Source organism: Shinella sp. WSC3-e, from assembly GCF_945994535.1.
Taxonomy (GTDB): domain Bacteria; phylum Pseudomonadota; class Alphaproteobacteria; order Rhizobiales; family Rhizobiaceae; genus Shinella; species Shinella yambaruensis.
The window spans coordinates 3,408,080-3,429,868 of sequence record NZ_OZ000530.1; the positions used below are offsets into that span (position 1 = coordinate 3,408,080).

The window sequence follows — 21,789 nt, forward strand, 5'->3', positions numbered from 1 at the left end:
AGGCGCGCTTTCGGTATTTGACTTAGTGGCGATGATTATCTCGACCCGCCGACGCGCGTCACAGGCTTTTGCTCCGTGGCGCGATTTTGTCTATCCCGCCCCCTGGGCACGATCATGGGAGTTCCGGAGACGGGATCGTCGACAACGAGGCAGGAAAGGCCGAAGACGTCCTCGACGAGGCCTTCGGTGACGATCTCTTCCGGCCCGCCCTCGGCGAGAATGCACCCGTCCTTCATGGCGATGAGGTGGGAGGCATAGCGACAGGCGTGGTTGAGATCGTGCAGGATGGCGACGACAGTGCGGCCTTCGGCGTTGAGGTCGGCGAGGAGATCGAGCATCTCGATCTGGTGGGCGATGTCGAGAAAGGTGGTGGGCTCGTCGAGCAGCAGGAGCGGCGTCTCCTGGGCGAGCACCATGGCGATCCACACGCGCTGCCGCTGGCCGCCGGAGAGTTCGTCCACAAGGCGGCTGGAAAGATCGGCGACATGCGTCGCCTCCATCGCCGCGACGATGGCGGCCTCGTCCGCCCGCGACCATTGCCGCAGGAACGTCTGGTGCGGATAGCGTCCGCGCGCCACCAGATCGGCAACCGTTATGCCCTCGGGCGCGACGGCGCTCTGCGGCAGGAGGCCGAGCCGGCGGGCGACCTCCCTGGACGACAGCGCGACGATGGATTGGCCGTCGAGGATGACGCTTCCGCTTACGGGAACGAGCAGCCGCGACAGGGCGCGCAGCAGAGTGGACTTGCCGCAGGCATTCGGCCCAACGATGACGGTGAAGGATCCGTCGGGAATGGTGACGGAAAGATCCCGCGAGATCGTCCGTTCCTCATAGGCAAGCGTGAGGTTGCGGGCGTGAAGGCGGTCGGTCGTCATTTGCGGCCCTCCCGGATGATGAGCCAGAGGAAGTAGAGACCGCCGATGCTGACGGTCATCACGCCGACGGGAAGCTGCGCGGTGAAGGCGTGCTGGGCGGCCCAGTCGGCAGCGGACAACAGGAAGCCGCCCGTCAGAGCCGAGGGCAGGAGCGCCACGCCGGCCGAGCGGGTCAGCCGCCGTGCGATCTGCGGGGCGGCAAGGGCGATGAAGGCGATGGGCCCGGCGGCGGCCGTGATAGTGGCCGTGAGCGCGACACCAAGCACCATCAGGCACAGACGGACCCGGTTGGCATTGACGCCGGAGGCCATGGCCACGTCGTCGCCCATCTCGAGTTGGCGCATCGGCCGTGCAAGGAACAGCGTCGGCGGCACGATGAGGCACAGGACGAGGAGGACAGGCACGAGCTGCTCGACGCCGAGGCCGTTCAGCGAGCCCGCGCCCCAGACGGCGGCGCCGAGCGCCACCTTCAGGTCCGCCTGCCGGATCATCCAGGCATTGAACGCCCCGAGCATCGCCGAGACGCCGATGCCGACGATGATCAGCCGGAACCCTTTCACGCCGCGGCGCCAGGCCAGCAGATAGACGGCGAGCGCCGTGGCGATACCGCCGATCAGCGCGCCCGCCGCCGTCTCGTAGTAACCGCCCGACAGGAGGAGGATCACCACCAGCGCGCCGGTATAGGAACCGGCGGCGAAGCCGATGACGTCCGGGCTGCCGAGCGGATTGCGTGTCAGCGACTGGAAGATCGCCCCGCTCAAACCCAGCGCCCCGCCGAAGAGCAGCGCAAGCATTGCGCGCGGCAGGCGCCATTCGGTGACGATCATGCGGGCCATCTCCTCGCCCTCGCCGAGAAGCGCGCGGCCCACATCGGCGAGGGCGACGGCATAGGCGCCGCTCGCAAGCGAGATCGCGGCGGCGGCGAGCGCCAGCAGGAGAAGCGCAAGACCGATGGAGAGCGCACGCAGATCGAGAAGGAACGACAGCCGGCCGCCGAAAGCCCTGACGGCAAGCACGGGGCGGCCGAAGCCGATGGAGGACGACCGGCTCCGCCTCACAGGCCGCGCGCCTCGCCGCGCCGTGCCAGCAGGATGAGCACCGGCGCACCGAGAAAGGCGGTGACGATGCCCGCCTCGATCTCGCCGGGATGGAGCACGAGGCGGCCGACAATATCGGCGACGAGAAGCAAGACCGGTCCGAAGACCATGGTGAGCGGAATGATACGGTGCTGGTCCGGCCCCGTGAGCCAGCGCACGACATGGGGCACCATCAGTCCGATAAAGCCGATCGGACCGGCCGCGGCCGTGCCGGCGCCGGAAAGGAGCGTGACGGCGATCACCACGATGATGCGCGCGCGCAGCACATCGGCCCCGAGCGCGCGGGCGAGGCTGTCACCGAGCACCACGGCATTGAGCGGACGCGCGGCGGCAAGCGCGATCACGAGTCCCGCCACGATGAAGGGCGCAACGGCGGCGACGATATGCATGTCACGCCCGGCGACCGAGCCGATGGACCACATGCGCAACGCATCGAAAGCCTGCGGATCGAGCAGCGTCACCGCCGAGCCGATGCCGCCGAGCACCGCCGACAGCGCCACGCCGGAAAGCACCATCCGCACCGGCGTCGCGCCGACGCGCCCGGCCGCGCCCAGCGCATAGACGGCGAGCGTCACGACGATCGCCCCGAGGAACGCCGCCCACAGATAGGCATCGATCGTTTGCCAGCCGAGCAGGCCGACGGCGACCGTCACGAAGAAGGCCGCGCCCGCGTTGACGCCGAGAATGCCCGGATCGGCCAAGGGATTGCGCGTCGCCGCCTGGATCAGCGCCCCGGACACGCCGAAGGCCGCGCCACAGAGCAGCGCGAGCAGCGTGCGCGGAAGGCGGTAGTCCCTGACGATGATGTGGGCCGGGGAAGACGCATCGTAGGAGAAGAGCGCATCCAGCGCGATGGAAGGAGCGATCGGACGCGCGCCCACCAGCAGGCTCGCCAGAGCAAGCACGGCAACGAGCAGGAGGGCGAGCACCAGCCATGGGCCGAAAGACGCCGCGACGATGCGTTCCTGGGATGGCTTTTCCCCTGCCGGCACACGCAAGGCCCTCATATCCGGGCCTGCCCCTCGATCCAGTAGCCGATGGCGTCGATGCGGCCCTTGTCGAAGCCGAGGCCGTCGCGGAAATGCGCCCGGCAGGCAGAGGCGGCCTTCGCCTCGCCGGCGATATAGATATAGCCCGGCCCCTCCGGGAGGCTCCGGATGCCGGCGGCGATGCGCGGCAGGTCCGTGTAGCCGGGACGGTCGGGGCGCGGCCCGTGGGTGGCGTGCCAGACGATCGTCGCATCCGCTTGCGTGCTGATCTCCTGCCTGTCCGCCTCCGACGGCACTTCGACATGCGCGATGGCCCGGAAGCCGGCCGGCAACTCCTCCAGCACGCGGCCGGCGGCCGGAAGCCCGGTAATGTCGGTCAGCATCATCAGCCAGCGGCTGCCCTTCGGCAGCCAGAAGCGGCCTTCCGGATTGCAAAGGCCGACGACATCGCCGGCCTTCGCCGCCATCGCCCATCCGGCGGCGACGCCGCCCTCATGCACGACGATGTCGATGACCATCTCGTGGGTCGCGGCATCCCAGCGGCGGATCGTGTAGGGCCGGTTCGGGCAGTGCTTCGAGCCGTCCGGCCGGCCCCACCTGCCGTTCTCCATCAGGACCGGCAGCGTCACCGGGGTCTCCGCGTCCGGCGGCAGCGCCAGCCGCAGCCATTCGTCCGGGTGGCCGCTCGGCACCAGCCGCTCGCCGCCCTCGACATCGAGCACCACGCGGATCATCGATGGCGTGAGGCGTTCCACCGACGTCGCCGTTGCGAGGAAGTAATCCTCGACATAGTGGTCGTGATCGTGATGATCCGCGCCCGAGAGGGCCTTGGCGTTCGCCGTCATGTCACTCCTCCCCTGCCCGCCCGGCCGCTTCCGCCAAGCGCGGCACGAAGCGGGGAAAGCCATAGGGCACCGACAGCACGCTCAGCGCCGAGGTCGACCAGACGTCAACCGGGTCCTCAAGCGCGACATAGGCGCCGCGCTTGACCGCGCCGAGCGTGTTGAAGAGCGGCTGTGCCTCCGCCGCCGCGCGCGCGCCGGGGCCGTACCACATGACCAGGACGTCCGCGTCGATCGTGGATATCTCCTCAAGGCTCACGGAGACGGAAAAATCCCCCGGCGCCGACTTGCCCAGCGCCTCGATGCCGGGCGGCACCTTGAGCCCCAGCTCCACCAGCGCCTCCACCCGCGGATCATCCGGCAGATAGACGACGATGCCGCTGCTGCCGGCGAAATAGGTGCCGAAGGCGAAGGTCTTGCCCTGCAGGGCGGGATACTGCGAACCGAGATCGCGCAGGAACGTGTTGGTGGCGTCGATCAGCCGGCGCGCCTCCCCCGGCCGACCCAGCGCCGCCCCCGTCATCTCCGTCTGCTCGCGCCAGTTCGCCAGCCACGGGCCGGACCGGTACACCACGGTCGGCGCAATCGCCGAGAGACGCTTCCACGCAACGTCGTCGATACCGGAATAGACGCCGAGGATCAGGTCCGGCTTGAGGGCCGCGATCTGTTCGAAATCCACCTCGCCCTGCGCCAGAAGCACCGGCGTCTCACCGCCGAGCTTCGGCTCGTTCCACGGAAAAACGCCACGCTCGAAGAGGCTGTACTGCGTCATCGCGACCGGCACCTTGCCGAAGGCGAGGACCGCATCCTCACCGCTCCAGCCGAGCGTCACGATGCGTTGTGGATCCGCAGGCACAACCGTCGTTCCCAAGGCGTGCCCGATCGTCGCCGGGAACGTGCCACCGCCCTCCGCCACGGCCGGGGCGGTGAAGGACAGGGCGAGCACCGCGAGGCCGCGGATGAAGGTTTTCAGACGCCGCATCATGATCAGAAGCGCTTCGTCAGCGTGAACGTCGCGTTGAGCGGCTTTCCATAGGGCGCGTTGTCGCCGCCGCGCAGGATGTAGTATTTTTCGTTGAAGACATTGTTGACGTTCAGCTGACCGACGAGCGTATCCGTGAAATCATATTTCGCCATCAGGTCAACGGTCACGAACGCATCCTGCTTGAAACGCACCGTGCCGCTCGCCGTGGTGACGCCGTCGATATCGATGTAGGACGAGCTGTTCCACTTGAAGCCGCCGCCGATGGTGAGCTTTTCCCACTCGCCAGGAAGCTGGTAGGTGGTGAAGACCTTCACGCTGTTGCGCGGCAGGAAGCTGTTGTGGTCGCTCCCGTCCGGCTGCTTGCTCCGGAAGGTGGATGCGCCGAAAAACAGTTGCCAATCCGGAGCGATCTCGCCGGACAGTTCAAACTCTACGCCTTCCGTCTTTACGCCCTTGATAGGTCGGTAGGCCATGTCGCCATCCGGCGTGAAAACACCGGGAATTTCTTCGGCAACATTGTCCTTCTGTGTACGGTAAAGGGAAAGCGAAGCATTCAAGCGGTCATCGAAGAATGAACCCTTGATTCCGACCTCGTAGCCAGCGCCCACCTCAGGATCGAGATAGGTGCCGGACGGATCCTTGTAATCCTGCGGATTGAAGATTTCCGTATAGCTGGCATAGGCGGAGAAAGTATCGGTGAAATCATAGACGGCACCGGCATAGGGTGTAAAGTTGTTGAATCCCCGCGGTTCCTGCTCCCATCGGTTGAAGCGCATGCCTAGGATGAGATTGAGTTGGTCCGTAACGGAAAGCCGAGATGCCGTGTAGGCGGAATACTGGCGCAAAGGCTCGCTCTCGACGATGTTCGCAGCGCCCCATGTCGGCTCCGGATAGGAACCGTCCCAATTGAAGATATCAATCGGCCCAAGCCCGGTTGCGAAGGCATTGGTGCCGTTAAAGTGCGAGCGGCTTGCCGAAACACCAAGACTCAACTCATGGGTTCGGCCCAGGGCCTCGATCTCGCCTGATACATCCACATTCCCGGCGGTGGCGACGCGGGTACGGTCGAATTTTCCGGCGTAGGGCTGGACACCAAGCCCGGTGACCGGATCCGGCAGATTATAGGTATAGAAGAGCTGTGAATCGTAGTGCTGGATCGTATGCGACAGGGTTGCCTGCGCCTTCCAGCCATTCTCGAATTCATGTTCGACCCGGCCGAAAAACGTAGTGCTATCGGAATTCCAGTAGGTCCAGTCCAGCCCCGTCGAGAAGCCGCGGCGGAAATCGGTCGGCGTGCCATCGCTGAAGACGAGCGGCCAGCTCCCCCACGTCGAGCCCTCCGGAGCGTGCCGGCTGTGTTCGATGCCCCCGATGACGGTCGTCATATCGGAAATGTCCGCCTCGAGCGTGCCGTAATAGGTCTGGTTGAGATTGCTGTAGCGATCGAGGAACGAATTGCCGCCGCTCACGTCTGTGACGAAGCGCCCCCTCAGCGTTCCCGCCTCGTTGAGCGCCCCCTGGACGTCCGCCTCAACGCCAAGGTTTTCCCAGGAGCCGACCCGGCCGCTGAGATATCCAGTCAAATCGGTGCTGATGGCACGCTTGCGCACCAGGTTGACGGATGCGGAGGGGTCGCCGCTCGCCTTCATCAGGCCGGTCGCCCCGCGCACGATCTCGACGCGGTCGTAGATGGCGGACGACTCGTAGGTGCCGCCGAACTCGTTGTTGTCCGGCCGAGTGACGCCGTCGACGGTGTATTCGCCGATCGTGAAGCCGCGCGCATAAACGGACGTCCGGTCGGTTTCGCCCGGATCGAACATCACGCCCGTCGCATTGTCGAGAACGTCGGGAATCCGGTCCAGTTTCTGGTCGCTGATGATCTGACGGGTAACGACTGTCGTCGACTGCGGCGTTTGCCGCAGCGTCAGCGGCAAGCGCGTCGCCGCGCTCGTCTCGCCCGTCGTATAGGAGCCGGTGCCTTCCGTGGTGGCGGATCGGTCGTCGACGGTGATGGTCTCCAGCACTGTACCGTCTCCCGCGATTCCGGAAGAAACACCCGCCGCCGGATCGACGATCGTCACCGTGCTGGCGTTGGTGAAACGCCAGGAAAGGCGGCTGCCTGAGAGGGCGCGGCTGATCGCCTCCGACGTCGTCATCGATCCCCTGACTGCCTTTCCAGCCCCGGAAGCGGCCGCAGTCTCGTCGAACATCACGGAAATGCCGGCGACGCGCGCGATATCGTGCAGGGCCTGGCGGATCGGCTTTGCCGGAATGTTGAAGTCGTGAACGGTATCGGAAGCCGCTTGCGCATAGGCCGGCGCGGTGACCAGCGCGCCGCCGCCCGGAGCGACCAGTACCGTCGTCGCCAGGAGAAGCGCCAGCTTGCGCATCTTGTTGCCGTTCATGGGGAACCCTTTCCAAGTCACCGATCGCCCGATGCGCATCGCGCATCCTCTCAATGAGCTAACGATCCCCGCGGAGGGGCACCCTCACAAAAAGTGGAATTTTCTTATCATCTTCTTCAACGCCACCCCGGGCTTACTGCCGGATGACTACGAGCCGGCCGCCGAGCTTCTGCATCCGGAAGCCGGCAATGGACTGCACGGCTTCAAGCGCCGCATCGGTATCGGCGAGCACCAAGCTGCCGCTGACCCGCCTGTCGGCAAGCGCGTTGCCGATCAGGACGATGCGACCGTCCCGGTTCCGCTCGATCTGCGCGAGAACATCTGCCAAACGCATATTGTTGAAGACGAAGCGCCCCTCGCGCCATGCCATCGCCTCGGAAATCTCGACCGCACCCGGCGTGCCGAGACCCTCGCCGCCATAGGCGACGCTTTCTCCCGGCTTCAGCACGACGCTTTCCGGTCCATCGACCAGCGAGACCTGAAGGCTGCCGCGTGCCAGCGTCACATGGGCCCCCTCCTCAGTGACGGACACGTCGAATGCGGTTCCGAGCACCCGCGAACGGCCGTTCGCCGCATCGACGATGAAAGGCACCGAAGACGGCTGCACCTCGAAATAGGCCGTGCCGCGCAGGAGGTCGATGCGCCGCTCCTTGTCTGTCACGTCGACGGCGACGGCGCTGTCGGCGTCGAGAAGCATGGTCGAACCATCGGACAATGTGATCGAGCGCCGCTCCCCGCGCGCGGCGACATAATCGGCGCGCATGTCCTGAAGGAGATGCGGTTTTTCCAGCCAGAGCCACCCGGAAGCGCCGAGCGCCAGAAGCACCGTGAGCACCGCCGCCCCCGTCTTCGCGCTTTTCCGACGCCGGCGGAGTTCCTCGATGCGGCTCAGGTGCGCCGCGATTGCGCTCCTGTCCTCGCGCCCAAGGGAGGTGCCGATGCCGCCCGCCGATGACCAGACCGACGAAACACGGTCATAGGCCGCCGCATGGGCAGGTATCTTCCGCCAGTCCTCGAAATGCTGCCGGTCGGCGCGCGACGGCTTGCCGTTCATCCGCGTGAACCAGGCAATCGCCTCTCTTTCCGTCTGCAGGCCGGGCTGGTTTTCCTGTACCATTCTCATATCTTTCGCAGGCGCCGTGACGGCTTGAAGAGATTGCCGCCCCATTCCCATAACGACCGGAAGCGCACTCCACCCTCAATCCGGCGCTACGTCTTCGATCGCCAACCGGCACGCCATCAGGGCCTTGGCGATTTCCCGCTCGACCGTGCTATAGGAGATGCCGAGCGTGACTGCGATCTCGTCATAGGTGCAACCGTGCAGGCGGTTCAGAACGAAGATGTGCCGCGTACGCTCCGGCAGCTCATTGATGACCCGATCGACATGCCGCAACCCATCGACCGCCACGACGATCTGCTGTGGCGTCGGCACGGGGGCCGCATATTGTTCCTCGGTCATAAGTTCCGGAAGGCGCGCCACTCTCCTGTCGCTGCGCAACTGGTCGATCGCGGCATTGCGCACGCATCTGCTGAGATAGGCCGGCGTCAGGACGATCTGCTCGAGCGCCTTGCCCCAGAGCCGGGCGAATGTGTCCTGGACAACGTCTGCTCCGGTCCCATGCCCGACTTTTCGGACAGCAATACGCTCGAGCCGAGAGCACTCGGAGCGATAGAGATCTTCCAGTTGTTCAGCCTTCGTATCGCTCATGTCGTGTCCGGGAGGCTTGCATGGCCTTCACCACTACCTTTCATGCGAGCGGACTAATAAAATGTTGATGGAGTTTGTCAAGTTAAAGGCTGGCTCCAATTCGCGTGTCACAACACAACACGGCTGCGCAGGCCTAATCACATTTCGCGTGGCGTGCAGCCTGCAAAGAAATTGCTCGTGAAAGCGTTACATCACCCTCTTTGCGAAAGGCCCTCGAAACACCATGTCGTATGGCTGAGACGTAGGATCGAGGATCGTTGCCGCCGCCCCGTTACAACGCACTAAGGGAAGCTCCATGAATAGCGTCTTGAATTCAGCAAAGCGATTGCTGCCAGGGGATGCCGCCCCGCCGCTGATGCTCTCCAGAAATCTTGTGACAGGAGAGCTTTCTCCACGTGTCGAGTTTAATGGAACGAGCATGGTGGTCCTTTGGAATTCCGGATGCAGCGGTTGCTTGCCGGCGCTCGTAGAATACTCCAAGAAAGCAAAAGCCCTGGGTGTTCCAACATATGGCGTTGCCATCATGGAGCGAGACCTTGGTAGAACGATTGAGACCGCTCGGCAGGTACGGTTGGACGCCTTCCTTGCACACGAACAAATCGATCCAGAACAAGCTGGCCTGCCACGCGGTCAGGTGACGCGCGAATGGCTGGAGGCCAGCGGCCAAAGAGGCGTGCCCACGGCATTTCTGGTCGATTGGCAGAGCAAGATCGTGTGGTTGGGTCCACTTGATGACGCCATTCTTGAACCGTTGCACGCTATTCTTGATGATGTCTGGGACGTCGATGCCGCGCGCCGACGCTGGGAGACTGAAATTTCCGACAACGATATCACGCATCTAGCCATTAATCGGGACATCGTTGATGCAATGCTGACGAAGGACATGAAGCGTGCGCAAGGCTTGATTGATGAAGCCGAACGCAACCGTCCTGAAATTGCCGACAACAAGGAGTTCGCAGTAGAGAAGTTGATTGTACTTTCTGCCATGCCCGAGACGGCGATCGATGCAGGAAGGTACTACAATCGTTGCGTTCGAAGGTTTGCGGATGACCCGCTTCAAATTCTCTCTCTCACCGACTACGTTTTGGTCGGAAAAGCGCCGCTGGACGTATTTTTGGATGCGGCAAGCGAGGCACTTAGCCAAGTGGAACGCCAGTTGGACGGAATGCCCGATGATCTCGTTCCTTCCATTCGCTTCAACCTCACATCAGCACAGCTTCGCCGCCGTCTTGGTGATCAGGACGGATACCAGCAACGCCTCGATGCCCTTCGTGATCTCGCTACAAGTCAAACGACTCCATCAGAACTCAAAAAGCTGATTAAAGCAGACATTGAGCGCCTTGCGAGAGATCGTTGATGCCGACTAGGACGAATCCACATTCATCGCAGCAATCTGCCTATGGCTGCAATGAATGTGGATTCGTCCTAGTGCGTCGTGATCTACATTGCTCATTCGTCACGCCGAGAGAGTCCGGTAGGACGACCATAGGCCGGTTCTGAAGCGAGCGGGCGTAGCAATATGGCAACACTTGCACACAGTTTTACATTCAAGCATCCGATGACGGTGGCGTGATTCATTGGGCCATCACTCAGATTAATATGAGTTTTTGAAGAAAGTTTTATACTTTCAGCAATCTCTCACGCCATGACGCTTTGCACATGTCTAATACATTGAACTTGCGCAATAATCGCCGGTCAGCAATGCTTGCCTCGCAAACGATACCGCACCTTCGCAATCGCATCGGTTCTCGCTATTACGACTGGCTATGTGCCCGAAAGGGTTGAAACACATCATCATGACCTGGGATATCTCGAACCTCTTCCGTCATCATGCCAAGGATATCGCACGCACGCTGCGCAGGCGGGGCCTGACGGCCGAGACGGCGGCCGATCTGACGCAGGACACGTTCGTGCGCGTGCTCGCCTGCCCGCCGAAGGAGACGGCAGGGGTGCACAACCCTGTCGCCTATCTCTTCCGCATCGCCCGGAACCTGCGCATCGATCACCAGAGGCGCGAGCGGGTGCTGATACGGGTCAATCTCAGCGACAACGACTTTGCCGCCATCGCCGATCACGCGCCAGGTCCCGAGACGATCGTCTACGACCGCCAGCGGCTGGAACGCACCAGGGCCGCGCTTGCCGAATTGCCCGAGAAAACCCGCCGGGCCTTCGAATTGCACCGGCTGGGCGAACTGACCATCGCGGAAACGGCAGCCGCGATCGGCCTTTCCACCACCCGGACATGGACGCTGCTGCGCGACGCCTACGAACATATCGATGCGCGCCTCAACGGCCTGTGATAGACCTCGCGCGGAAAAATCCGGGGCTTCGTTCGTAGACCCTCTATGAACGGCTTGCCGGAACGGCGAGATCGGCGGGAAGGACGATGATGAACGAATTCCCCGAGGATCGGCGCCTCTTCCGCGAGGCCGCCGATCTTGCCATCCGCCTGCAAGGCGATCCCGACAACCGGGTCTCGATCGACACGGTGCGCACCTGGATCGCGCGCAGCCCGGCCCATCAGCGGGCCTGGACGCGGGTTTGCGAAATCCACGGCATGACCGGCCAGATCCTGACGGAACGCTACGAACCCGCGGACCACGCACCGGGCGGTCTCGGCCGCCGCACGTTCCTGATCGCGGCGCTGGCCGGCACGGGGACGCTCGCGGCCGGCTGGCTGGCGCTTCCCGACCTCCTCGTCAGGCTGCAGGCCGACCATGTCACCGCGACGGGAGAAATCCGCCGGATCGATCTTGACGACGGCAGCGTCGTGACGCTCGGCCCGGCGAGCGCCATCGATGTCGACTACGCAGCCTCGCACCGCACCGTCCGGCTTCTCGCCGGCATGGCCTATTTCGATGTGGCGCGCGATCCCTCCCGGCCCTTTTCCGTGCTCTCCGACGGTGTCGCCGCGACGGCGCTCGGCACGGCCTACGATGTCTCCAACGATGCCGGCATCGTCTCCGTCTCGGTCGATCACGGGCGGGTGGCAGCACACATGGAAGGCGGCCCCGCCGGTGAGGAACTGGGAGCGGGCGACTGGATCGTCTTCGACCCGCAAACGCACGGCATCGCCGGTCGCGGCACGCGGGAGGCCTCGCAGGTCGCCGCCTGGCGCAGCGGGATGATCGTCGCCGAACGCGAAACCGTCTCGGCCCTCGTTGCCCGCATCGCGCGCTGGCAGCCGGGCAAGGTGGTCGTCGCCGATCCCTTCCTCGGCTCCCGCCTCGTCAGCGGCGTCTTCGATCTCAGCGACCCGATACGGGCCCTCGAAGCCGTCGTTCGCCCCTTCGGCGCGCGGGTGCGCCAGGCCGGCTCCCTCATGACCGTCATCTCGCCGGTCTAAGGCGCATCAAAAAAAGAGAAAAATTCCGACGCCCGTTCGTAGGGACCCTGTAGGGGCGCATGGCGAGACGCCATGCCGATGACAGATCAGGACGGAGTAGAGTGCATGGCATGGGGATCGATGGGGGATCTGGCGGGCGCGGGCCGCAAGGCGCTGGTTGCGACGATGCTGGCGACGGCGGCGTTTTCCGCCGACATGTTCATGGGGGTGCCGGCATTCGCCCAGGCGCAGTCCTATGCCATCCCGGCAGGCCCGCTTGCCGGCGCGCTCGCGGCCTTCGGCCGCCAGTCGGGCACGCAGATTGCCTATGAGGCATCGATCGCGCGCGGCAAGACTTCGCCCGGCCTTTCCGGAACGGCCAGCCGCGAGGAGGCGATTGCCCGCCTGCTCGCCGGCACCGGCCTTCGCTATTCCTTCACCGATCCCTCCTCCATCCTCATCACGTTGGCGGCGGGCGACGTCGGCGGCCTACCGGCCGATGGCGCGACGCCGCTCGAGAGGATCACGGTGGACGGCGACGGCGAAACCGCCTGGGGTCCCGTGGACGGGTTCGTGGCGACCCGCAGCGCTTCCGGCACGAAGACGGATACCCCTCTTGTCGAAATACCCCAATCGATCTCCGTCGTGACGCGCGACCAGATCGAAAAGCAGGGTGCAAAACGCCTCGAAGACGCGCTCACCTACACGCCGGGCGTCAGCGTCGGCAGCTACGGGTTCAATCCCGAGCAGGATTATGTCTTCATGCGCGGCTTCCAGGTCCCCTTCTTCCTGGATGGCACCCGCCAGTACCGGGACTACATCGTCGGCGCCCAGCTCGGCGTGGAACCGTACGGGCTCGAGCGCATCGAGACCGTGAGAGGGCCGGCCTCGGTTCTCTACGGCCAGATCGCGCCGGGCGGCATCGTCAACCAGGTGATCAAGCGGCCGACCGCCGACCCGTTCAACGAGGTCCAGCTCACCCTGGGCGATCCCCGCCGGCTGCAGGCCGCCTTCGACGTCGGCGGACCGATCGATGACGAGGGGACATTCCTCTATCGGCTGACCGGCCTTGGCCGCTCCGCCGACGGACAGATGGACTTCCAGGGCGACGACCGACTGTTCATCGCCCCGGCCCTGACCTGGTCACCCGACGCGGAGACGACACTCACCGTTTTCGGCCAGTTGCAACGCGACAAGGATGCCCTGCGCCCGGTTCCGCTGCCGGCCTTCGGAACGATCTTCGACAGCGTTCACGGCACGATCCCGCGGGACCGCTTTCTCGGCGAGCCGGGCTTCGACAGTTTCGATCGGACGCAATATTCGCTCGGCTACGAATTCGAGCATCACTTCAACGACACCTGGAGCATCCGCCAGAATCTGCGGTATTCCCATGTCGACCAGACCGAAAACTACACGCTGACGGCTTTCGATTACGGCTCGTTCGTCACGGACGGGCGCACCGTCGACCGGACCGGCTGGAACGACGTCAATGAAATCGGCACGCTCGGGATCGACAACCAGCTGATCGGCGAATTCGATACCGGCGGCCTCGCGCACAAGCTGATCCTCGGCCTCGACTATTCCCGATCGCGGAGCGACTGGAAATTCGCTTCGGCGACGCTCGCGCCGATCGACGCCTTCGACCCGGTCTACGGCACGCCGATCGGAACGCTGGTCCCGGCAATCTCGGAGCTCAAGACAGCGACCCAGATCGGCCTCTACGCGCAGGACCAGATCGCGTGGGACAACTGGCGGCTGACCCTCGGCGGGCGCTACGACTGGGCCAAGGGTACGACGACGGATCGTTTCGCCGCCGTCAGCACGACCCAGCGGGATCACGCCTTCACCGGCCGCGTCGGCCTGACCTATCTGTTCGACAACGGCCTTGCACCCTATGTCAGCTATTCGACCTCCTTCGAGCCGGAAATCGGGCTCGACGGCAATGGCGATCCGTTCCGGCCGACGACCGCGCAGCAATACGAAGTCGGCATCAAATATCAGCCGGAGGGCAGCAACAGCTTCTTCACGCTCTCTGTTTTCGACCTGACACGCCAGAATATCCTGACCCGTGACCTCAATCCGCCGCCGACCAATCCCTGGGCACAGATCCAGACCGGCGAGGCGCGGGTCCGCGGCCTGGAGGCCGAGGCCAGGATCAGCGTCACCGACCGTTTCGATCTCGTGGGCGCCTACACTTATCTCGATTCCGAAATCACGGAGAGCAACAATGCCGACCTCGGCATGCCGCTCTTCCTGACGCCGAAGCATCAGTTTTCGCTTTGGGCGAACTACACGATCGAGGACGGCGCGGCAGCAGGTCTCGGCGCCGGCCTCGGCATGCGCTACCGCGGCAAGGTCTGGGGCTCGAGCCATGAGATCGAGGTGCCGTCCTACACGCTGTTCGACGCGAGCCTCACCTACGACTTCGGCATCAAGAACCCGGACCTCGCCGGCCTCGACCTCACCGTCAGCGCGCGCAACCTCTTCGACAAGAAGTACATCGCGACCTGCTCGTTCTGGGAAGGCTGCTTCTATGGCGAAGGCCGAAACGTCACGGCAACGCTGAAGTACCGCTGGTAGAGCAGCCCGTCCAGTCCGCAAATGCCATGAATTCCTGCCCTGCCACGTCCTTACGCGGCAGGGCATCTGCTTCCGGCTCTGCCGGGACGAAGCCGTCTACCAGCGATAGGACAGCGTACCGAACGCCGTCAGGCGCTTGCCCCATTGGCAGCCCCAGGGACCGTCGCAATAATAGCTCTTGCGGTCGGCGGCATTGAGCACGGAGACATCCAGGCGGAGCCCTTCCAGATCCGGGTTGCGCACGCCGAAATCATATCCGGCGGAGAGGTCGAGATAGGTCGCCGAGCCGTTGAGGACGGTGTTCTCGTTGTCGCCGTAGGACGAGCCGACATAGCGCACGCCCGCACCGAGGTTCAGCCCCTCCAGCACGCCGTCGAAGCGATAGTTGAGCCAGGCGGATGCAGCATGCTCGGGCACATAGCCGACGCGATTGCCCCGGTTGCCGTCATTGTCCTTCGTGATCTGCGAATCCAGATAGGTGTAGGACGCAGTCAGATCGAAATTGTCGATCGTGGCCTTGCCCTCGATTTCCAGGCCCCTGACCCGGATTTCGCCCACCTGCTTCTGGAAGAAGTCGTTCGGATAGGCAAGATCGGCCGTCAGCCGGTTCTGCTGGGTGAGTTGGAAGGCGGAGACCGTCAGCAGCGCATCGAAGTCGGAAGGCTGGTACTTGACGCCGATCTCGTATTGCTCGCCGGTCGTCGGCACGAAGGGCTTCTTGTCTGCCCCCGCGCCGGTCTGCGGCTGGAAGGACTGGGCGAAGCTGACATAGGGCGCAAGGCCGTTGTCGAAGAGATAGAGCAGGCCGACATTGCCGGTGAAAGCCGTGTCGGATGTTGCGGTATCGTAGTCCGTGCCGCTGAGATCCGTGACGCTTTTCGCCCAGTCGTAGCGGCCGCCGAAGGACAGGACCAACGACCCCCATTTCACCTGGTCCTGCGCATAGAGGCCGACCTGGCGGAGGCTCTCCTTCGCCTCGCTGTCGAAGCCGAGATCCGGCACGGGCTTTCCGTAGACGGGATCGTGGAGATCGAGCGTCGGGCCCATGCCGTACCAGTAGCCGCTGCGGTTGTCGGAGCGCTGGTTGCGGTAGTCGAGACCGAAGACGAGCTTGTGGGTCAGCGACCCGGTCTCGAAATCGGCCTGGAGGCGCGTATCCGAGGTCCATGCCTGCAGGGTCTCGTCCAGGAAGTAGATCGACCGGGAGATCTCGCCGGGCAGAAGCGGGTTGCCCGTCAGGTCGACGCTGTAGAGCGCCTGATAATCGACTTGGGTGCGCAGATAGCGGCCGGTCTGCGTGACCTGCCAGACATCGTTGAAACGATGGTTGAAGTCGTAGCCGATCGAGACCTGCTCGGTGTCGTTGCGGTCGAAGCCGGGCTCGCCGATATAGCGGTCGGTCGGAATATCCGCGACGACCGCGTTCGGCAGCAAGGCGTCGACGTCGCCGCCCTTGTTCTTGCGGTAGCTGCCGAGCAGGGTCAGCGTCGTGTCCTCGTCGGGCTTGAAGGTCAAAGCCGGCGCGATGTAGATTCGGTCGTCGTCGACGAAATCCATCTGCGTGCCGCTGTCCTGGAGCAGCCCGGTGAACCGATAGGCGAGCGTCTTGTCAGCGTCGAGCGCATCGGAAAAATCGAAGGCCACCTGATGGCGATCATGGCTGCCGAACTGGTATTGCACCTCGCGCAGCGGCTCGAAGAGCGGCCGCTTGCTTACCATGTTGACTAGGCCGCCCGGCGAGGTCTGGCCGTAGAGCACCGAGGCCGGCCCCTTCAGCACTTCGATGCGTTCCACGCCGTAGGGCTCGACCTGCGGGTTGGCCCGGTCGATACCGGTCGGCAGCGCCATGCCGTCGAGATAGAGGCTGTCGAAGATGCTGAAGCCGCGCAGATAGGCGCTGCTGTTGGAGCGCGTATTGGCCGGCGTGATCGTCATGAACCCCGGCGTATAGGTGAGTGCGTCGATATAATTCTGCGCGCCGCCCCGCGCCTGTACCTCCTCCTTGGTGATGACGTTGATCGCACGTGGCGTTTCGAGAAGCGGCGTGTCGCTCTTGGTCCCGGTCGCGCTTTTCTGCGCCACCAGCCCGCCGACCGGCCCCCAGGCCGATTCCTCGCTCCCTTCGACGCTGATCGTCTCGAGCGTCGTGGACCCGTCTGCAAGACCGGCGGCATCGCCCGCGGCGACACCCGAGACCGTGACCGTGTTGCTGTTGGTGAAACGATAGACGAGGCCGCTGCCCGCAAGCAGGCGCGCCAGGGCTTCCCGAGCCGTCAGGGAGCCGGAGACCGCCTTTCCGGTTGCCGAAGCGGCCCCCGTCTCGGAAAACACGACCGTCAGTCCCGTGATGCGGCCGATATCGTTCAAGCCCTGCCGCACCGGCTTTGCCGCTATGGCGAACCTATAGGTCTGCTGTGCCGTCTGCGCCGCCGCGGCTCCAAAACCTTCCGCGCCGCCGATCACACCCGCCGACAAGGCGACAAGCAGCGCCGCGCGCCGCCCAACCGAAGTCTTTCTCATCATGCTCCCCTGCACGCACCATGGAAGGGGCCGCCAGAATGTCCCGCCGCGGCCCCTCTCAATCCCTTCACGTTCGGCATGGGAGGGGTACACACATGGAAACGAAACTTTCTACAAGCCGATAAGGACGAGCCTTCCGCCGAGCCCGATCATCCGGAAGCCGACGATGGACTGGATGGAGACGAGCGCGCGGTCAGGATCGGCGAGCGGGAAGCTGCCGCTGATGCGGTGGTTGGCGAGGGAGGGACTGACGACGACGAGGCGGCCTGGCCGATAGCGCTCTATCTGCGCCACGACGTCGCCAAGTCGGGCATTGTTGAAGACATAGCGTCCGCCATGCCAGGCCATGGCGTCGTCGATGACGACTTCCGTCACCGCACCGACACCGTTCCCGTCGTAGTGCACGCGCTGGCCGGGCTGCAACCTCGCGCGGCCATCCGCGCTCGCCACCGAGACGCTGCCTTCGGCAAGGGTGACCGCGACATCGTCATCGGCAATTGCGACATCGAATTCGGTGCCGTGGACGACGGTCTCTCCGTCCCGCGCTGCAACGACGAAAGGCACGGCCGAGGACCGCACGGCAAAGAAGGCGTTCCCGCGCAGCAGCGTCACCCGCCGCTCGCCGGCGGCAAGGTCAACGTCGAGCGCGCTGTCGGCATCGAGCAGCACCGTCGAGCCGTCGCCAAGTTCGACGGTGCGGCGCTCGCCGCGCGCCGTGGCATAGTCTGCGCGGAGATTCTGCAGGGCGTTCGGATATTCGAGCCAGGCGGCCGCCCCCAGCACCATGACCACGAGCGCGCCCGCGACGGCGACCCGACGGTTGCCCTTGCGGCGCCGCGCCTGTGCCTCTTCCATCGCGTCCAGATAGACGGCCAGCTTGTCCCGTTCTTCCTCGGCGACAGCCGAACCTGGCTGTTCCACTGCCCGCCACATCGCCTCGACCTGTCGATAGGCGGCGTCATGCGCGGGGCTGGCCCTGCGCCAGCGTTCGAAATCCCTGCGATCGGCCGGCGACGGCTCGCCCTCGAGGCGGGTAAACCATGCAATCGCTTCCCGTTCGATCCGGCTGGCCGGAGGGGAGGAAGGCTCCTTGCTGACGGACATCGAAGGACTCTCGCCTGAGGTGCCGCGGGCGACGGCCCGGACATGCTGCTTCTACAGGATTGACGTCTCATCCCCGCCGATCCTCATCGGATGAAGAGGATTATTCGCTGGCCGCCTTGCAGGCAAGCATGGCGCGGGCCATGTGCTTTTCGACCGCGCTGCGGGAAATGCCCATGGCCCCGGCGATCTCGCCATAAGAGCGGCCGTGGACCTTGTGCAGCAGGAAGATATGCCGCGTGCGCTCCGGCAGGCCGCGGATCACCGCGTCGAGGCGCTGCATGTCCTGCCGGGCCTCAAGAACCTGTTGGGGCGAGGGAACCGCCGCCGCGAGCTGTTCGGGAAGGATGGCATTGCCGAAATCGCGGCGCACGCGCTGCGCCCGCAGGTGATCGACGACCGCATTGCTGAGCGAGCGGTTCACATAGGCGCCGGCATCCTCCGGCCGGCCCGCCGCGCGCTCGTGAAGGCGCAGGAAGACATCCTGGATGAGATCGGAGGCGGTGGCGTGGCAGCCGAGCTTGCGGCCGATGCGGCGCAGGAGGCCCGGCCGTGCCTCGGCATAAAACGCCTCAAGCCAATTGCCTTGAACATCCGCCACGGCGTACCGCCCCATCCCGTCTAAGGCCCGCCCATTCGCCATGAGCGGCCGAGCAGCGGTCATCCGGCAAAGGTCGCCTCAGATCCGCTAAACATGTCTCTTTAAGTCATGTTTATAGGCGAACGCGGCCCCGATCAACAGCAAGCGTGGTTTCGCATGCTCTATCGCGGCTTGAAGGCGCGTTCCAGCCCGTCGAGATTGCCCGCCACGACCTTGACGATATCCGGCGCCTCCCCTTCAACACTGGAGAGAAGCGCAACCCTCGCGCCGGCCTTTTCCAGCACCGCGGCAAGGGTGGGCGGGGGTTGGGTATCGAGGAGCACGACGGAAACGCCGTTGGCCTTCATCCACAGGAGGAGCTTTTCGGCGCGCTGGGCTGTCCACTCGTTCGGCGCCGCGGTGATCGAAGCGAGGAGGTCGATGCCGAGATCGGCGGAAAGATAGGCGAAGTGCGGCGACAGGGCGATGGCAGTGAGGTCGTCGGCTTCGGCAAGGGCCATGTCCGCGCCGGCCTTGAGGGCGAGGATCTCCTGCTTCAGCGCGGCGAGGTTTACGGCGATTATGTCGGCCGACGCGGGGTCGAGGCGGGAGAGATCGGCGGCGAGCACGTCGGCCATGCGGCCGAGGCTGCTCGGCGCCAGCCACGGCGCGGCGCCCTCGCCCGTCGCCGGCATCGGCGCGAGGTCGAGCGCGGCATAGACGGCGCCGTCGTCGGACGGTTCGGCGATGGCGATGCCGGGGAGCGCGCCGTCGAGCGGCCGTCCGGTATCGATCTCGACGATGCGGATATTGCCGCGGCGGGCATGCGGATAGAGCGGATCCTCCGGCCAGAAGGAGCGGAAGGTGATGACCGCATCGGCTTCGACCGCCGCCTTTTCGAGCGCAGCCCTGCCGCGACCGGCGAGATAGGAGGCGAGCCGCGTCGCCGGCAGTTTTGCCGGCTGGATTGCTTCGACGGTGATGGCGCTGTCGCGAGCGAGCAGCGACGTCAGTGCGAAGGCGGCGGGATGCGCCGTCAAAACCTTTGCTGCGCGCCTTTCCTGCGATGCCGAGGCCGGAACACCCAGCGCGGGCGCTGCGATCATGGTGGAGAGCATCGTCCGGCGCGAGAGGAAACGGCTCATGCGGTGTCTCCTTTGAGGGCGGGAAGCAGCGCGCGGGCCGCCGCGCAGCCGAGGAAGAGGAGGCCGGCGGCAAGGATGATCGCCGCGCCCGAGGGAATCGGCAGGTCGAGTTCCATCGGGACCAGGATGCCGGCCATCGTTGCGACGAGCGCGAAGAGGACGGAGAGGGCGACGAAGCCCTTGAGCGAGCCGGAGACGGTCCGCGCCGCGGCGGCCGGGATGACGAGCAGCGCGCCGACGAGGATGGCGCCGATGATCTTGACGCTCGCCACCGTCACCACCGTCACCAGCATGACGAAGAGATAGTCGAGCGCCTTGACCGGCACGCCGCGCACCGAGGCGAGCGTCGGATGGAAGCTCGCCGCCATGAAGCGGTTGAAGAACAGGACCGTCAGCGTGAGGACGACGAGGCCGACGGCGGCGAGGATAGCGATGTCCGTGCCCGAGACTGTCAGGATCGAGCCGAACAGTACGTTCTCCAGGATATGGATGTTGATGCGGCCAGCGAGCACCAGGAGGATGCTCGCGCCGAGCGCCAGCGACATGGAAAGGAAGACGCCGATCAGCGTATCGGCCGAAAGGCCCGTCCGGTTGCGCAGGTAATTGAGCGCGATGCCGAAGATAAGGCAATAGCCGAACAGCGAGCCATAGGGGCCGGTATAGGGTTCGCCGAGGAGGATGCCGATCGCCACGCCCGTCAGCGCTGCATGGCCGACGGCTTCGGAGAAGAAAGCGTGGCGCTTGACCACGACCAGCGTGCCAAGCCCGCCAAGCACCGGCCCGGCGATCAGGCCCGCCAGCAGCGCATTGACCGCAAAACCATAGGCCAGCGAGGGCGGCAGATATCCTTCCGCCGCCAGCGTCATCACAGCCTGGCGGAAAGTTTCGAACCAGACGCTCATGCCGCACCTCCTGCCCGGTACGAGAACAGTGCCATCACCCGTTCCGGCGTCAACTCTGCCTCCGGCACGCCATCGAAGAGCACGGCGCGGCTGAGGCCGGTAACACGGTCGGCAAGGCGCCGGACGGCGGCAAGGTCATGCTCGACCCAGAGGATCGTGGTACCGCGCGCCCTGAGCGTGCCGATCAGCCGTTCGAAGATCCGCGCCCCCGCCTCGTCGAGGGCGGCCATCGGCTCATCGAGCACGAGGAGGTCGGGGGAGGGCATCAGGCCCTGTGCCATCATCACGCGCTGGCGCTCGCCACCGGACAGTGCGCCCATGCGCCGCCTCGCCCTGCCCTCCATGCCAACCTCGGCCAGCGCAGCAAGGATTTTCGCCCTGACCGATGCCTTGGGTGACAGGAAGGCAGGCCGGTTCGCCACGAGGGCAGCCAGAAAATCCATCACCGTCATCGGCAGACCGCGGTCGAACTCCAGCGCCTGCGGAACATAGCCTATCCGGCCCTGCTCGCCCGGCCAGTCGATGGCGATCGCGCCCGTATGCAGCGCCTGGCCGAGCAGGCAGCGGATCAGCGAGGACTTGCCACCGCCATTCGGGCCGACAATCGCATGCACCGTACCCGGTTCGGCTCGAAGTGAGACCTGGGAGAGAACCTCGGTGCGCCCAAGCACCAGCGAGACCCGGTCGAACACGATGGCAGGACCTGATCGAGTTGTCGTCTCGGCTGGCACAGGC

The 21,789-nt window shown here is 64.8% G+C and carries 18 protein-coding genes; 4 read left to right on the forward strand and 14 right to left on the reverse strand.

The features are described from left to right. Nucleotides 1-35: 35 nt before the first annotated feature. The 8 genes from AABF56_RS16815 to AABF56_RS16850 form a co-directional block, all read right to left on the reverse strand. A complete protein-coding gene (locus tag AABF56_RS16815; protein ID WP_272806824.1) occupies nt 36-875 on the reverse strand; it encodes an ABC transporter ATP-binding protein in 840 nt (279 codons plus the stop codon). Beyond that, nucleotides 872-1,933, reverse strand: a complete 1,062-nt coding sequence (locus tag AABF56_RS16820; protein WP_272806825.1) for a FecCD family ABC transporter permease — start codon at nt 1,931-1,933, stop codon at nt 872-874. Before AABF56_RS16820 ends, AABF56_RS16815 begins: the two co-directional genes overlap by 4 nt. Continuing rightward, nucleotides 1,930-2,979 carry a FecCD family ABC transporter permease gene (locus AABF56_RS16825; protein WP_272806826.1) on the reverse strand — a complete coding sequence of 350 codons (1,050 nt, stop codon included), beginning with the start codon at nt 2,977-2,979 and terminating at the stop codon, nt 1,930-1,932. Before AABF56_RS16825 ends, AABF56_RS16820 begins: the two co-directional genes overlap by 4 nt. Beyond that, entirely contained in the window at nt 2,976-3,806 is an 831-nt protein-coding gene (locus AABF56_RS16830; protein ID WP_272806827.1) for a siderophore-interacting protein, read from the reverse strand. Before AABF56_RS16830 ends, AABF56_RS16825 begins: the two co-directional genes overlap by 4 nt. Before the next feature lies 1 nt (nt 3,807). Beyond that, nucleotides 3,808-4,788, reverse strand: coding sequence for an iron-siderophore ABC transporter substrate-binding protein (locus AABF56_RS16835; protein WP_272806828.1), 981 nt, complete (start codon nt 4,786-4,788; stop codon nt 3,808-3,810). A gap of 2 nt (nt 4,789-4,790) precedes the next feature. Then, nucleotides 4,791-7,193, reverse strand: a complete 2,403-nt coding sequence (locus tag AABF56_RS16840; protein ID WP_272806829.1) for a TonB-dependent siderophore receptor — start codon at nt 7,191-7,193, stop codon at nt 4,791-4,793. Between the two features lie 133 nt (nt 7,194-7,326). After that, a complete protein-coding gene (locus tag AABF56_RS16845) occupies nt 7,327-8,310 on the reverse strand; it encodes a FecR family protein (RefSeq protein WP_272806830.1) in 984 nt (327 codons plus the stop codon). A gap of 81 nt (nt 8,311-8,391) precedes the next feature. Continuing rightward, the gene (locus AABF56_RS16850) at nt 8,392-8,901 is read right to left on the reverse strand and encodes an RNA polymerase sigma factor (protein ID WP_272806831.1); all 510 of its coding nucleotides are present in this window, start codon (nt 8,899-8,901) and stop codon (nt 8,392-8,394) included. Between the two features lie 295 nt (nt 8,902-9,196). Between AABF56_RS16850 and AABF56_RS16855 the strand changes: the two genes are divergently transcribed. The 4 genes from AABF56_RS16855 (at nt 9,197) to AABF56_RS16870 (ending at nt 14,806) form a co-directional block, all read left to right on the forward strand. Further along, nucleotides 9,197-10,258 (forward strand): TlpA family protein disulfide reductase, encoded by a 1,062-nt coding sequence (locus AABF56_RS16855; RefSeq protein ID WP_272806832.1) that lies wholly within the window; start codon nt 9,197-9,199, stop codon nt 10,256-10,258. A 439-nt stretch (nt 10,259-10,697) separates the two neighbouring features. Beyond that, a complete protein-coding gene (locus tag AABF56_RS16860) occupies nt 10,698-11,201 on the forward strand; it encodes a sigma-70 family RNA polymerase sigma factor (RefSeq protein ID WP_272806833.1) in 504 nt (167 codons plus the stop codon). Nucleotides 11,202-11,287: 86 nt separating this feature from the next. Then, complete coding sequence (locus AABF56_RS16865) at nt 11,288-12,247, forward strand: FecR family protein (protein WP_336314390.1); 960 nt, start codon at nt 11,288-11,290, stop codon at nt 12,245-12,247. A 105-nt stretch (nt 12,248-12,352) separates the two neighbouring features. Beyond that, complete coding sequence (locus AABF56_RS16870; RefSeq protein WP_272806834.1) at nt 12,353-14,806, forward strand: TonB-dependent siderophore receptor; 2,454 nt, start codon at nt 12,353-12,355, stop codon at nt 14,804-14,806. Between the two features lie 96 nt (nt 14,807-14,902). Here the strand turns inward: AABF56_RS16870 and AABF56_RS16875 are convergent, their stop codons facing one another. The 6 genes from AABF56_RS16875 to AABF56_RS16900 form a co-directional block, all read right to left on the reverse strand. Further along, nucleotides 14,903-17,326, reverse strand: coding sequence for a TonB-dependent siderophore receptor (locus AABF56_RS16875; RefSeq protein ID WP_272806835.1), 2,424 nt, complete (start codon nt 17,324-17,326; stop codon nt 14,903-14,905). A gap of 111 nt (nt 17,327-17,437) precedes the next feature. Further along, a complete protein-coding gene (locus tag AABF56_RS16880; protein WP_272806836.1) occupies nt 17,438-18,430 on the reverse strand; it encodes a FecR family protein in 993 nt (330 codons plus the stop codon). Nucleotides 18,431-18,530: 100 nt separating this feature from the next. Next, nucleotides 18,531-19,028 carry an RNA polymerase sigma factor gene (locus AABF56_RS16885; protein ID WP_272806837.1) on the reverse strand — a complete coding sequence of 166 codons (498 nt, stop codon included), beginning with the start codon at nt 19,026-19,028 and terminating at the stop codon, nt 18,531-18,533. A 161-nt stretch (nt 19,029-19,189) separates the two neighbouring features. Beyond that, nucleotides 19,190-20,152 (reverse strand): metal ABC transporter substrate-binding protein, encoded by a 963-nt coding sequence (locus AABF56_RS16890; RefSeq protein ID WP_272806838.1) that lies wholly within the window; start codon nt 20,150-20,152, stop codon nt 19,190-19,192. Then, a complete protein-coding gene (locus tag AABF56_RS16895) occupies nt 20,149-21,054 on the reverse strand; it encodes a metal ABC transporter permease (protein ID WP_272806839.1) in 906 nt (301 codons plus the stop codon). The genes AABF56_RS16890 and AABF56_RS16895 overlap by 4 nt, the downstream gene beginning before the upstream one ends. Next, the gene (locus AABF56_RS16900; RefSeq protein WP_272806840.1) at nt 21,051-21,746 is read right to left on the reverse strand and encodes a metal ABC transporter ATP-binding protein; all 696 of its coding nucleotides are present in this window, start codon (nt 21,744-21,746) and stop codon (nt 21,051-21,053) included. Before AABF56_RS16900 ends, AABF56_RS16895 begins: the two co-directional genes overlap by 4 nt. Between the last annotated feature and the right edge of the window lie 43 nt (nt 21,747-21,789).